General features: G+C 60.5%; 12 protein-coding genes. 6 read left to right on the forward strand and 6 right to left on the reverse strand.

The features are described from left to right. Positions 1-34 precede the first annotated feature (34 nt). From ASD52_RS26445 to ASD52_RS26470, 6 genes are all read right to left on the reverse strand, one after another. A complete protein-coding gene (locus ASD52_RS26445; RefSeq protein WP_057207163.1) occupies positions 35-787 on the reverse strand; it encodes an ABC transporter ATP-binding protein in 753 nt (250 codons plus the stop codon). Beyond that, positions 784-1,635 (reverse strand): ABC transporter ATP-binding protein, encoded by an 852-nt coding sequence (locus ASD52_RS26450; RefSeq protein ID WP_057216941.1) that lies wholly within the window; start codon positions 1,633-1,635, stop codon positions 784-786. The genes ASD52_RS26445 and ASD52_RS26450 overlap by 4 nt, the downstream gene beginning before the upstream one ends. Further along, positions 1,632-2,534, reverse strand: coding sequence for an ABC transporter permease (locus ASD52_RS26455; protein WP_025430294.1), 903 nt, complete (start codon positions 2,532-2,534; stop codon positions 1,632-1,634). The genes ASD52_RS26450 and ASD52_RS26455 overlap by 4 nt, the downstream gene beginning before the upstream one ends. Positions 2,535-2,543: 9 nt before the next feature. Next, positions 2,544-3,593, reverse strand: a complete 1,050-nt coding sequence (locus ASD52_RS26460; RefSeq protein ID WP_025430295.1) for an ABC transporter permease — start codon at positions 3,591-3,593, stop codon at positions 2,544-2,546. Positions 3,594-3,680: 87 nt separating this feature from the next. After that, the gene (locus ASD52_RS26465) at positions 3,681-5,267 is read right to left on the reverse strand and encodes an ABC transporter substrate-binding protein (RefSeq protein ID WP_025430296.1); all 1,587 of its coding nucleotides are present in this window, start codon (positions 5,265-5,267) and stop codon (positions 3,681-3,683) included. A gap of 386 nt (positions 5,268-5,653) precedes the next feature. After that, positions 5,654-6,280, reverse strand: coding sequence for a cupin domain-containing protein (locus ASD52_RS26470; protein ID WP_057225941.1), 627 nt, complete (start codon positions 6,278-6,280; stop codon positions 5,654-5,656). 387 nt (positions 6,281-6,667) lie between these two features. Between ASD52_RS26470 and ASD52_RS26475 the strand changes: the two genes are divergently transcribed. The 6 genes from ASD52_RS26475 to ASD52_RS26500 are packed head-to-tail and all read left to right on the forward strand — an operon-like array spanning position 6,668 to position 14,086. Further along, a complete protein-coding gene (locus ASD52_RS26475) occupies positions 6,668-8,197 on the forward strand; it encodes an ABC transporter substrate-binding protein (RefSeq protein WP_025430298.1) in 1,530 nt (509 codons plus the stop codon). Positions 8,198-8,228: 31 nt separating this feature from the next. After that, entirely contained in the window at positions 8,229-9,200 is a 972-nt protein-coding gene (locus tag ASD52_RS26480) for an ABC transporter permease (RefSeq protein ID WP_277996390.1), read from the forward strand. A gap of 9 nt (positions 9,201-9,209) precedes the next feature. Then, entirely contained in the window at positions 9,210-10,061 is an 852-nt protein-coding gene (locus ASD52_RS26485; RefSeq protein WP_057225943.1) for an ABC transporter permease, read from the forward strand. Continuing rightward, positions 10,058-11,713: an ABC transporter ATP-binding protein gene (locus ASD52_RS26490; RefSeq protein WP_128090343.1), complete on the forward strand. Its 1,656-nt coding sequence runs from the start codon at positions 10,058-10,060 to the stop codon at positions 11,711-11,713. Before ASD52_RS26485 ends, ASD52_RS26490 begins: the two co-directional genes overlap by 4 nt. Continuing rightward, the gene (locus ASD52_RS26495; RefSeq protein WP_025430302.1) at positions 11,700-13,160 is read left to right on the forward strand and encodes an amidase; all 1,461 of its coding nucleotides are present in this window, start codon (positions 11,700-11,702) and stop codon (positions 13,158-13,160) included. The genes ASD52_RS26490 and ASD52_RS26495 overlap by 14 nt, the downstream gene beginning before the upstream one ends. 5 nt (positions 13,161-13,165) lie before the next feature. Then, complete coding sequence (locus tag ASD52_RS26500) at positions 13,166-14,086, forward strand: MurR/RpiR family transcriptional regulator (RefSeq protein WP_239637612.1); 921 nt, start codon at positions 13,166-13,168, stop codon at positions 14,084-14,086. Positions 14,087-14,101: the final 15 nt, after the last annotated feature.

The raw sequence follows: 14,101 nt of genomic DNA on the forward strand, positions 1-14,101 counted from the left end.
GCGGAAGGAGCCGTGGCCCAAGGAGCTCGCCTCCTCATTCGTTGGCTAGCGCACCTTGCGCCCTGTGGTGGCTCGCCCGGAACAGGGTTCGGGTATAGTCGTGCTGCATATCGCCGGAGCGCAATTGCGCGCGGGTCAGCGTTTCGACCGGGCGGGCGTTCTGCATCACCATCAGCCGGTCGCACATGTAGGAGATGACCGCAAGGTCGTGGCTGACGATCACGAAAGTCAGGTTCAGCTCCCGGCGGAGCCGGTTCAGGAGGTTGAGGATTTCGGCCTGGACCGAAACGTCGAGCGCCGAGGTCGGCTCGTCGAGCAGGAGCAAGCGGGGGGAGAGCGACAGTGCGCGGGCGATCGCCACGCGCTGCCGCTGTCCGCCGGAAAGCTCGTGCGGGAAGCGGAAACGGTGCGCAGCCGTCAGGCCGATCATTTCCAGGAGCTCGACTGTGCGGGCGTCGACGTCCGACATGCGGTTGATCCACATCGGCTCGGCGATCGCCCGGCCGATTGTGTAGCGGGGATGGAGTGAGGCGTAGGGATCCTGGAACACCATCTGCGCCACGTGCACCAGATCTCGCCGTCGCCCCTTGCGCGGGTCGATGCCCCCGATGCGGATATCGCCGGTCCAGCGGGGCGTAAGGCCCATGAGGGTGCGCAGCACGGTCGACTTGCCCGATCCGCTTTCGCCGACGAGGCCGAAGCTCTCGCCGGCTGCCACCGACAGGCTGAGGTCTTGGACGGCCACCGCGCTGCCGAAATGGACGCTGAGATTGTCGATCCGGATCATGCACGCACCTCGTTCCAGCTTGCGTCCCGCTCCAGGGTTGGCAGCGGCGTCAGCGGCCCGTCGATGGCCGGCAGGCAGGCGATAAGCCCCCGCGTATAAGGATGCTTCGCTTCGTGCATCCGTCGCGCATCCAGTGTTTCGACGACCTGACCGGCATACATGACCAGCACCCGGTCGCAGAAGCGCGAGACGAGGTTGAGGTCGTGACTGATGAAGATCAACCCCATCCCGCGGCGTTGGACAAGCTCCTCCATGATCTCCAGCACCTGGGCCTGCACCGTCACATCGAGGGCGGACGTGGGCTCGTCGGCGATCAGCAGCTCCGGTTCGCGCACCACCATCATCGCGATCATCACGCGTTGGCCCATGCCGCCGGAAAGCTCGTGCGGGTAGAGATCGAACACCCGCTCCGGCGCACGGATGTGCACGGCTTCCAGCACCTCCAGCACCTTCCTGCGTATCGCCGCGCGGGGCAGCGAACGATCGCCGAGCCGGATGGCTTCCGCGATCTGCTTGCCGACGCGCATGACCGGATTGAGCGAGAATTTCGGGTCCTGCAGGATCATTCCCATGCGACTGCCGCGCAAGTGACGGCGCAGCCGCGGCGTGGCCGCCAGGAGATCGATGCCGGCAAAGGACATGGCTTCGGCCGACACCCGCGCATGGCCGGGCAGCACGCCCATCAACGCCCGGCTGGACAGGCTCTTGCCGGAACCACTTTCGCCGACGATGCCGAGCTTCTCCCGGCCGACACTGAATGACACGCCCTTGACCGCTTCGATGATCCCCCCACCCTCGCCGACAAAACCGACGCGCAGGTTTTCTACGTTCACAAGTGTCTCGCTCATGCGCGCCTCCTGAGGTGTGGATCAAGCAGGTCGCGCATGGCGTCCCCCAGAAGATTGAACCCGAGGCTGACGACGAAGATCGCAAAGCCGGGCATTGTCGCCACCCACCACTGGTCGAAGATGAACTTGCGACCGGTCGAGATCATCGCGCCCCATTCCGGTAGCGGCGGCTGCGCGCCAAGACCGATGAAGCCGAGCCCCGCCGCCGTCAGGATGATGCCGGCCATGTCCAGCGTCATGCGTACGATGACCGACGAAAGGCACATGGGAATGACGTGGCAGAAGACGATGCGGAATTCGGACCCTCCTGCAAGCCGCACGGCATTGACATAATCACTGTCGCGCACGACGAGCGCTTCCGCCCGCGCCAGCCGCGCATAGGGCGGCCAGGCGGTGAGCGTGATCGCGAGCGCCGCATTGACGATGCCGGGGCCGAGCGCGGCGACGAAGGCGAGCGCCAACAGTAGCTTGGGAACCGCCAGGAACACATCGGTTATGCGCATGAAGACCGCATCGACCCAGCCGCCGGACGTTCCCGCCACCGCGCCGATGATGAGGCCGATGGGGACCGATGTGGCGACGACCAGCCCGACGATCAGAAGGGTCAGGCGCGCACCAAAAAGGACGCGGGAGAAGATGTCGCGCCCCAGCTCGTCCGTGCCGAGCCAGTTCTCGCCGCTTGGCGGCGAGAGACGCCGCACGAGATCGGGCAGGTAGGGATCGTGCGAGGCGAGGAGCGGAGCGAAGACGGCGCTCAGCACCAGCACACCGAGGATGGCGAGGCCGAGCATGCCGAGCGGATTGCCCGCAAAGCGACGGGCGAACTGCCAGAATTCGCCGACGCGGGCCCGCCGCAGTTGGCGCCGGCTGTCGGCAAGGGCGAGGTTCGTTGCGGTCATGGTGGCCTCCTACCGGCGACGAAGGTTGGAGCGCGGATCGAGCATCTGGTACAGCACGTCCGAGATCATGTTGAGCAGGATGAAGACGGTGCCGACAAGCACCGTGCCGCCGAGAACGGCGTTGACATCAGCCCGGAAGAGCGACGAGGCGATGTAGTTGCCGATGCCCGGCCAGGCGAAGACCGTCTCGACGAGCACCGAACCCTCGAGAAGGCCGCCATAGGAGAGCGCGATGACCGTCACGAGCGGGATCGCGGCATTGCGCAGCGCATGGAGCATGACGGTCCGATACTCCGTCGCCCCCTTGAGACGGGCCGTCAGCACATATTCCCGCGATAACTGGTCGAGCATCATGGAACGCGTCATGCGCGAGATATAGGCGAGGCTGTAGTAGCCGAGCAGCACGGCCGGCAGCACGATATGGCTCCACGCATTGGCGAAGACCTCCCATTCGCCGGCAATCAGCGAGTCGATCAGCAACGAGCCCGTAACCGGCTTGACGATCCCCTGGAAGAAGATGTCGATCTGCCCTGGTCCCGACACCCAGTCGAGCCTGGAATAAAAGACGAAGAGGCCGACCAGCCCGAGCCAGAAGATCGGCACGGAATAGCCGATAAGGCCGACGAAGCGTATGAGATAGTCCGGCCATCGGTCATGCCAGTAGGCGGCGGCGACCCCCACGGGTACGCCGACCAGCGTGCCGATCAGCAGACCGAGCGTCGCCAGCTCCAGCGTTGCCGGGAAGAAGCCGGCAAGGTCGGACAGCACGGGCCGATTGGTGACGAACGACGTACCGAAATCGCCTTGCGCGAGCTTGCCGGCATAGACAAGGAATTGCTGCCAGAGGGGCTTGTCCAGCCCCATTTCGAGGAAGACGCGCTGGTAGACTTCCTCGCTCGCCTTCTGGCCGACCACCGAGAGGACCGGATCGATCGGCACCATGCGGCCGATGCAGAAGGTGAGCGCCACGAGGCCGAGCAGGGTGATGCCCACTGTCACGAACAGGAAGAGTATCCGGCCGGTGAAGCCGAGAACCCGGTTGAAGAGAACTGCCGGCACGACCCACTCCGGTTTGATTGTTTGCGATCGACGCTCGGCCGCGAACCGGGACCGAATCCCATTCGCGGCCGAGTCCTGTTCGGACGTTTACTTGCTCACGTTCCAGTAGCGGTCGTCGGAAAAGGTCTGCCCCAGGACGAGGCCCTTAACCGAGCTGCGCACCCCGACCTTGCGGACTTGCTGGAACATGTAGAGGAAGGGCGAAGTGTCGGTATGGGCCTTCTGCATGACCTGATACATGGCCTGCCGCTTCTCCGTATCCTGCTCGCGAACAGCCGCCATCGCATCTTGCGACAGTTTTCCGGCATCCCAGCCGAAACGGTCGGCGAGACCGGTGGAGCCATCCGGCGCGTCCTTCTTGTTGACGGCGAAAGCCTTGGCGTTGGAATGCGGGTCGGGATAGTCAGGTCCCCACAGGCCGAACCAGATGTCGAGGCTTGCCGAGCGGTAGCGCTCCAGCCATTGCTGGCCATCGACCACCTCCAGATTGAGCTTGACGCCGGCCTGCGCCATGGTCGCCTGGATGGCCTGTGCGAAGTCCGTGTAGGGCGGCGTGTTCCAGACGACGGAATCCAGCGTGAACTCGCCGGAAACGCCGGCCTCGCCGAGCAGCTTCTTGGCCTTCTCGATGTCCGGCTTGTAGGGGTTGTAGTCGATCGCACCGAGGAAGCCCTTCGGCACCAGCGTCTGGTGCACCTCCATCGTGCCGCGTGAGATCGTGTCGACGATACCCTGATAGTCCACGAGATACTTCAGTGCCTCGACGACCTTGGGCTTGGCCAGATACTCGTTCCGCACATTCAGGCCCATGTAGTAGATCGTGCCCGAACGGCCGTCGACGAAGCCGACATCCGCATTGTCCTCCAGCGCGCCGAAATCATCGGGGCCGAGCTTGTTGGCGATGTCGATGTCGCCCTTTTCGAGCAGCAGGCGCTGGGCCGCGCTTTCCGGAATGTGCTGGAGGAAGATGCGCTCCAGCCCACCGGTTTCGCCGGCATAGTTCGGGTTGCGGGTCAGTAGGATCGATTGCTTCGGCTCCCAGCGCGTCAGCACATAGGGGCCAGAGCCGGCGGAATTTTCGGCCTTCAGCCATGCATTGCCGAAGTCGCCGCTGACCTCGTGCTCCTGCACAAGCTTGGAATCGACGATGCCGCCCACATAGGAAGACAGGCAGTAGTAGAGGAACGAGGGTGCATAGGTGTCGCCGATCTCGATGACCAGCGTCATGTCGTCGGTCGCCTTGATGCGTTCGTTGGCGTTTTCCGGCGTGAAACCGAACTGGGTAAGGATGAAGGCTGAGCGCGACTTCATCTGGACCACGCGGCGCAGCGAATATTCCGCATCCTTCGCCGTCACCGGATTGCCGGAGGCGAACTTCAGCCCCGGGCGCATCTTGAACGTATAGGTCTTGCCGTCTGGCGAGGCCGTCCACGTTTCGGCGAGCACGCCGATGATCTTGCTGGAATCGTCGGGCGCGACGCTCACCAGCGGCTGATAAATCTGGTTCGCGGCGAGAACGCCGCCGAGTTCCGATACTTCACCAGGATCGAGCGTGATGATGTCGTCGATGGTGTCGGCCACGACGAGCGTGTTCTTCGGCGTTTCGGCCAGCGCATGGGTCGTCGCCAGCGCCAGCGCCATCATCGCTCCGCTTACCAGTCTTTGTACGCGCATGTTTCCTCCTTCAGCCGGCCAGGATTTCACCTGGTGCCGTCTGCTCCCGTGTTATTGTTCTGGAATTGCATTCCCGCGCAGCTGCACGGGCCTTGATCGTCCCACCTTGCGGGCTGGCCCTGTCACGAGGCATGGAACCGGCAAGGCAGCGTTCACCGGATCGGGCGACCTCCACCTCCCGTTCCGATACTTTAGTCAGGCTAAAGTTTATGATGGTCGCTTGTCAATCGCCTTCGTGAGAATTTCGTCTGAAACAAGCTCAAATCCGACACCTACAGCGCCGCGCGTCTTATTAGACGCGCAAAGGTCGCTGCAACACTTTGAACTGCTGCATGTTTTTATCCTTAAATCGAATAGGATTTGAGGAAACATGCAGTAACGGCCAGTCACCGCTCCGGTATGATCCGCGTCGTTCCGACCCAAAGTTCCCTCGCCTCGCCGGGACCGACATTGCAGGCGCGATGCGGCAGCGAGGCGGGAAAGTGCAGCGTGTCCCCCGCCGTCAGTCGGTATTGCCTGTCACCGATCTCGTAGAGCATCTCGCCCTCGATCAGATACAGGAAATCCTCACCTTCGTGACGCGTCAACTCGGAGACATAGCCGGGTGGCATGTGCGTGATGCAGCTGTTGAGCCGAGCATCGGGAAAGCCGCGCTGCAACAGTTGATATACCCGCTCCTCCGCCTCGATGCTGTAACCGTGCCGTTCGCTGGCATGCGAGACCATGGAATAGGTGGGATGTGGCACCTGCTGCAGAAAGGCCTCCACGCTGGCGCCGAGGGCAGAGGCAAGGTTGTAGAGCGAGATCAGCGACGGCGTCGAAAGACCGCGCTCGATCTGGCTGATGAAGCCCTCGCTGAGCCCAACCTCAAACGCGACCTGTCGCATCGTCTTGCCGATCTCCTTGCGCCTTTGCCGAAGCGCGCGGCCAAGTGAAACGGCGGGCGGAAATTGTGGAGAAATGGGGAACTGCCCGACGCCCCTCTGCCGCGTCACCCGTTCGTCGAAGCTCATATCGTCTTTCCGCTTTGTCCTGATTTGAGGAAAAACTTTAGCTTCACTAAAGTCATCAGCGCAAGCCAAAACGACATGTGGCCGCATTCGACAATCATTCACGCGGGATTTCGCGCAGGTTTCATTGCCGTCAACAAGACAGGCGCCTGGGCTAACAGCCGATCATTCCCCGCGACCCGTGCGCGCGCGCCGTAACAGCCTTTGCTCAGCGGCTTTGGGCGGTGAACGGTCCCAACACGCGTTCTCGTTCAGTCTACTGAACGCCTGTTCATCGCAAGATTTGATATTTTTTTATCGTTCATATTGACCAATGTTGGATTGCTAACATACTCTCACCCGAACAAGCCCGACTACCACCAAAAACGATCGACGCTGGGAGGCGCGGAAATGGGAACAGCAACAAGACTACCGCTCGTTGCGGCAACTTTATATCTAGGCGCTTCGGTCTTGGCCGTTCATCCGGCGTCGGCTTCCGAACTCATCAGGATCGTATCCCCGTACAAGACCACGACGCTCGACCCGTTGCGCTCTGCCGCCGCGGGCAACATCGAGACATACGGCCAGCTCTATGCGCGCCTTGTACAGCGCAACACCGCAAACGGCGAACTTGAAGCAGGACTGGCTGAAAGCTGGGATATTTCGGAGGATGGCCGCACTTATACATTTCGCTTGCGGGACGCAAAGTTCTCGAATGGCACAACCATCACGGCCGATGACGTCGTGTTCAGTCTGTCGCGCATCCACGATGACAAGCAGTCAGCCTATCCCGCCCCGCTCGGTGCAGTGGTGACCATCACGGCATCTGACCCCAAGACGGTGGTGATTAGACTGAAGTCTGCGTTCGCACCATTCCTGGGCAATCTCGAAATTTGGAACATGGGGATTGTTTCCAAGGCTGACGTCGAGGCTCAGGGCGCGGAGAAGGCTTTCAGCAGCGCGCCAGTGACATCGGGCCCGTACGCCGTCAAGGAATGGAAGCCGAATGATAAGCTCGTGCTGCAACCCAATGAGCACTATTGGCGCAGCGGCTATCCAAAATCGGACGCGATCGTCGAACTGAAAGAAGTTGCCTCTCCTGAGACGCGAGCGGCGATGTTGAAGGCCGGCGAGGCTGAAGTGGTGCGCGCAGTACCGTGGGCGCAGATTGATGACCTGAAGGCAACGGACAGCATCGATATGCGGCTCGAACCTTCGACCACGATCTATATGACGTTGATGAACCACAAGCGCGAGCCGTTTTCAAACATGAAGGCAAGGCAGGCCGCAGCCTATGCGATTGACAACAAAGCAATGGCAAAAGCGATCACGCGGGGTTACGCAGAACCCGCCAACACGACCCTGCCCGGCAGTATCGATTTCCACGACAAGGACAACCCTGGCATCCCCTTTGATTCTGCGAAGGCAAAGCAGTTACTGATTGAGTCTGGAATGTCCGGACACGAGGTGAAGATCCTCGCCACATCGGGCGCGACCGAACAGCAGATGGCGTTGCTGCTGCAGGCACAGTGGCAGGCCATCGGACTGAAGCCAGTCATTGTAAACGTTGACTCCGGTGCCTGGTGGGATGCAACCGCCAAGGGCGACTACGATGCGGCGGCAAACTGGTGGTACAACGAGACGCCCGATCCCGATCTGGCTGTTCGTTGGGCAGTCTGCGGCACTTGCGGCTCCAACTCCTACAACACCTTCTACGCCAACCCGAAGGTCGACGAACTGGTTGCGCAGGGCACCATGGAGACAGATCTCCGGAAGCGAGCGGAGATCTATAAGGAGATCCAGAGGATCACGACCGAAGAGGTGTCTCAGATTCCTCTGTTCTATGCGCCGAACGCGGTCGCCTACTCGAAGAACCTCGAAGGCATCAAGCTTACCCCCTCCCTCCAGTGGACCCTCGAAGATACGACGGTCGCCAAGTAGATGAGATCAGGCGGGGCGGCGGCGCTTTGGTGTGCTGCCCTTCCCTCTCACCGGAGGAACCAGATTGAACTTTCTGTCACTCATATCGCGGCGCATGCTGCAGTTGCTTGCCGTGATGGTCGGGATCAGCATCGTCACCTTCCTGCTGCTGCACCTCGCGCCCGGCGATCCCGCCCGTCTCCTTGCAGGCGACCGTGCGAGCCCCGAAACGATCGCGGCCATTCGTTCGCACTATGGTTTGGATCAGCCGCTCTGGCGGCAGTACCTGACCTACACCATCAATCTACTTGGAGGTGACATCGGTCAATCACTGCGATTCCAGCGACCGGTAAGCGAACTCATTTTGCAGTTCATGTGGCCAACCTTGTTCCTTACGGGTTACGTCGTGACACTGGCCGTTCCGCCAACAATTGCGTTGGCGATCACCAGCGCACGCGAACCAGGCGGTGCCGCCGACCAGACCATTCGGATCATCGGCATCATCGGCCTCACCATTCCGGTTTTCTGGCTGGGTATCATGATGTCGCGCTTCTTCGGTGTTTCCTTGGGATGGTTTCCTGTTTCAGGCTACGGCGAGACCTTTGCCGAGCATCTGCACCATTTGTTTCTGCCCGCGATGTCGACGGCGATCTGGCTTGTTCCGGTGCTGACCCAGAGTCTCCGCGCTGCGCTGATCGAAAAGACCACGGCCGACTTCGTAACCGCGGCGCGTGCTCAAGGTGCAAGCGAGCGGGAGATCTTCTGGAAAACCATCCTGCCCAACGCCGTTCTTCCGACGCTCAACCTTCTGGGCGTTATGGTCGCCTTCATGATCGGCGGGGCCATCATCGTTGAAACGGTCTACGCCATACCTGGCCTCGGCTCGCTGATGGTCGGCGCACTCCTCGGCCGTGACTACTATGTGGTGCAAGGGCTCACGCTCGTTTTTGCCTTCTCCACCGTATTCATAACGCTAGCCGTCGATCTTGTTTCGGCTTTGATCGATCCCCGAATCCGGCTCTGAGGTACCACAATGTTGAAATTGCCTGCTTTATCAGGGGTCATTGCATTCACAACGCGGCTCTCACCGATGATGGTGCTGGCGATCGCCATTCTTGGCGGCTGGCTGTTCATCGCCCTGGCCGCTCCCCTGATCGCGCCATACGACCCGGACACGATCGACATCGCCAGTATGCTGACAGCGCCCAGCGCAGATCATTGGTTTGGAACCGATCAGGTAGGTCGCGACGTTTTCTCCCGCGTCATTTACGCAGCGCGCGTGGACCTGTTTCTTTGTGTCATCGGCGTCCTGCCTCCGCTTGTAATCGGCACCATCGTCGGGCTCTTCAGCGGTTACTTCGGAGGCATGGTCGATAGCGTCTTCATGCGGGTCTATGACCTTACGGTCGCCTTTCCATTTTTTGTCTTGGTTCTGGCAATCGTCGGCGTGATCGGACCGGGCCTCGTCAATTTTATCATCGCACTGACGATCGTCGGCTGGGTCAGCTACGCGCGTCTTGTCAGAGCCGAAGTCCTGACGGTTCGCGAAAGCGAATTCGTCCGCGCCGCCGAATGCCTCGGCTACCCGAGACGAGCGGTCCTTTTCCAACACGTTCTGCCGAACGCGATCGGACCAGTCATTGCCTATGCCGTGAGCGACGCCGTGCTTGTCATGCTGGCCGGGGCGAGCTTTGGCTATCTCGGCATGGGCGCTCAGCCGCCGCTCGCAGAATGGGGCGTCATCATTGCCGACGGACAGGCGTTCATCCAGCAAGCATGGTGGATCTGCCTCTTCCCAGGTCTCGCGGCAATTTCACTCGGACTGGGCTTCGCCTTTCTCGGAGACGGTCTCGGCCAATGGCAGCGTCGGGAGGTGGCCGCATGAGCATGGCAAGCAAGCTCTCACCATTGATGGAGGTTGAAAACCTGTCGATCTCCTTCGGATCCCTCGAGACTGTGAAAGGCGTGTCGTTTAGTGTCAATGCTGGCGAAATCCTCGGCATCGTCGGGGAAAGCGGGTCTGGGAAGTCCCTCACGTGCCGCGCGCTCATGGGCATTCTTCCCAGGACAGCAACGACGATGGGCGCTGTCCGGTTGGAGGGGCGAAGCCTCCTCGAACTTGGCGAGCCTGACTGGTGCTCGATCCGCGGCCGCGAACTCGGTATGATCTTCCAGAACCCCGCTTCACATCTCGACCCGCTCCGTCGCATCGGCAAGCAAGTCGCAGCACCGATGGTGCGGCATCTGGGAATATCGAAGCGCGAAGGAGAGCGGCGGACAATCCAGCTGCTTGAGGATGTTGGCATCCACGATGCGCACGCGCGATCGCGTTCTTATCCGCACGAATTCTCCGGCGGAATGAAACAGCGGGCCATGATCGCCGCTGCAATCGGTTGTGGACCGAAGCTACTGATCGCCGACGAGCCGACCACAGCACTAGACGTTACTGTCCAGGCGCGCATCCTTAAGCTTCTGCGCGATCTGAACCGAAATCGCGGCTTGTCGATCATCCTGATTTCTCATGATCTAGCCGCAATCGCCAGCACCTGCTCGCGCGTGATCGTCATGCGCAACGGCGAAATTGTTGAGCAGGGCACGACTGAGGAAATCATTAACCGCCCCAAAAGCAGCTACACACAGCTCCTGATCGCGTCGCAGCCAAACGGCTGGAGCAACACCGGTGATCAAGCGCCTGCATCGCGGTCCACCCCCCTGATCAGCGTTGACAAGCTTTCCGTGTCGTTCGTGCCGCGAGGCAATCTCCTAACCGGTTCGGCATCCAAACGAATCCCATTCCTTGCCCTGAACGAAGTCGATCTTCAGGTCAGCGCCGGAGAAACGGTGGGCATCGTCGGCGAAAGCGGATCGGGCAAGAGCACGCTCGCGCGGGCGATTGTACGGCAGAACAAGCCGAGCAATGGCGCGATCAGTTTCGATGGCAGCGATGTGCATGAGTTGAGCGGCGCGGAGCTCAGGCGTTTCCAACGGCGCGTGCAAATGGTTTTCCAGAATCCGTACGATTCACTCAACCCCCGAATGAGTGTCCGGGACGCCGTCGCCGAGCCGATATGGAGGCACGGCCTGTCAGACCGACGCTCGGCTCTAATTCGCGCAGACGACCTTCTGGAGATGGTCGAGCTGCCGAGGGCGTTGCGAGAGCGTCGCCCCCGACAGCTATCTGGCGGCCAATGCCAGCGTGTCGGCTTGGCCAGGGCACTCTCGCTAGAGCCAGAATTGTTGATCGCAGACGAAATCACGTCCGCTTTGGACGTGACAACACAGGCACAAATCCTGGAACTCCTGGGCAGACTTCAGCGCGAGCGGCAACTCGCATTGCTCTACATTTCCCACGATCTCGGCGTCGTCAACAGCATTTGCCAACGGGTCTATGTCTTTAAGGGAGGCAGGATCGTTGAGAGCGGCCCGACACAACAGGTCCTGAACAAGCCACAAGATAGCTACACCCGCGAGCTTGTCGGTTCAGTCACCCACCTAAAGCCCCATGCAAGACAAGGAATGTGCCATGCGCCTCGATGAGTACGTCACCTACGATGGCGTCGGCCTTGCGCAACTCTTGGCAAAGGGTGACGTAAGCCCGAGAGATTTGGGGCGGTGCATTACGAGCTCGGTGACGGCAGTGAACTCAAAGATCAATGCCGTCATAGAACTGTACTCCGACGCCTTGGATTGCCTTCCGGAGAAGCCGGGCCCGGGCCCGTTCTACGGGATCCCGACACTGACAAAGGACTTTCCGGTCGAGGCGGGGCGCCCTGCCGAGTTCGGCAGTCGGCTTGCTGAGGGAAACCGGACGACGCAGGACGCCGTTTATTGGGAACGACTTAGAAACGCGGGCCTGGTCAATGTCGGCCGTACGACCAGCTCGGAGTTCGGCGTGGCCGCAACGACAGAAACGCTGCTCTACGGCAACACCTCTAATCCATGGGATCCCAAGCGCGGCGTCGCGGGGTCAAGCGGCGGTGCGGCCGCGGCAGTTGCAGCAGGCATTGTGCCATTCGCGCAGGGCAGCGACGGTGGCGGATCGATCCGCAATCCCGCCTCCTTCTGTGGACTGATCGGGCTCAAACCCTCACGCGGGCGCATTACCGGATCTCCACGCGCCAACGCTCCGCTTCTGGGACTCGCCACGGCATTCATGTTGACGAGATCAATTCGCGACACGGCCCTCCTGCTGGATCTATGCAATGGCCCTGACGCTGGGGATGGATACGAGATTTGCAGGCCGACCAGCAGCTATAGCGAGACAATTCAGCGTCCGCCGAAGGGCTTGCGCATCGCACTCTGCACAGACTCCTGGTCGGGGTTCCAATGTGATCCCGAAGTCGTGAACGCTGTAAGAATGACGGCGGGACTGTTAGCTGCCCTTGGTCATCACGTCGTGGAAGCGCGGCCAGAATTCGACTACGCCGCGTTTCTCCATGCCCAGAAAATCATCTGGGCAGCCGATAGCGCTTCGGGATTGTCGAAAATTGCAGAACACATGCAAAGGAAGCTCGGCCCTGAAACTGTTGGCACCACTGTCCTGGCCTTGCATCGCTACGGAACGACGCTTAGCGGCGCGGAGCTGATCGGTGCGCTTGCCACTTATGACGATGTGACGCGCCAAATCGGCCGCTTCTTCAATCAATACGATCTCCTCTTGACGCCGACCAGCGCCATTCTGCCGGAGATCGTGGGGACATTTGACCCCGCGCGGCCGGAAATCGATGCGGACGATGTCTTCGCCGACCTCGAACCGAAGGAAACGTTTACAGCTCTTTTCAATGGCACTGGTCAGCCAGCAATCTCGCTTCCAACGGGAACATCCTCAAGCGGAATCCCGATTGGCAGCCAGTTGGTGGCCCGGTTCGGGCGCGAGGACTTGCTGCTTGCAGTCGGACGCCAGCTCGAAGAAGGTCTGGATCGTAACAACGGCATATGGGGACAAGGATTTCCCCCTGTCTTTGCAGGTAGCATGCGGGAGTGATGACAGTGACATTTGCCAATGACGAAAGCTCGAACGAGGCTGGTGCGGAGAAGATCGACATTGAAGCGATCCTCCGCGCGCGCATGAACGAATTCTCTCCCTCGGAGCAGAGCCTCGCTGTCTACATGCTCGATAATGTTCAATTGTTGCCCTTTGAGACGGGCAGCACCATCGCGCGCGCAGTAGGCGTGAGCGAGATGACGGTGACGCGTTTCGTACGATCTCTTGGCTTTGAAAATCTTCGCGATCTGAAGAACCGGATGCGCAGCTCTGTTGTAGAGAGAGACGGAGAAGTCGATGACTACATGGCGCGTTTCCAGGTCCGCAACAGCCGACAGCAGGAACTCCAAGAGAGCTTGAAACTCGAGCTGGACGCGATCGTGAAGGCGTATGGGCTGACTGCGACTGAACAATGGGATGAGGCAGCAACGCTTCTTGCCAAGACCCGCCACGTCTATGTCGTCGGATTCCAGGCGTCCAAAGGTTTGGCGATGGATTTCTCGAGCCGCCTGCTATGGGCGCGCCCAAACGTTCTCTTCGCCGACAACGCTACAGGCACCTTTGGCGAAGTCCTCTCAAGCGATCCCAAACAGAGCGTGGTTGTACTGGTTGATACTGCGGCCTACGCCGCCCGAGGGATCAAGCTGGCTGACAAGCTCAAAGCATTCGGAATTCCACTTATCATTGTGACCGACCGCTACAGTCATTGGGGCTTCACCTACACGCCGCTTGTCTTTGAGGGGCACACACACGTGAAAACCTTCTGGGACTCGACGGCGAGCCTTGGAGTGATCCTCAACCTCATGATCGACTCTGTGGCGGTGAAGCTCGGCCCCAAGGCGAAGCGCAATTTTGCGACAATGAGCGAGATGGGTCAGTTGTTCGGCGAGTTCGTCGGCGGATCGTACCTAAGGCGAAAAGACTAGTACTATCAAGGAAAT

The organism is Ensifer sp. Root142, assembly GCF_001426785.1.
GTDB classification, from domain to species: Bacteria; Pseudomonadota; Alphaproteobacteria; order Rhizobiales; family Rhizobiaceae; genus Ensifer; species Ensifer canadensis.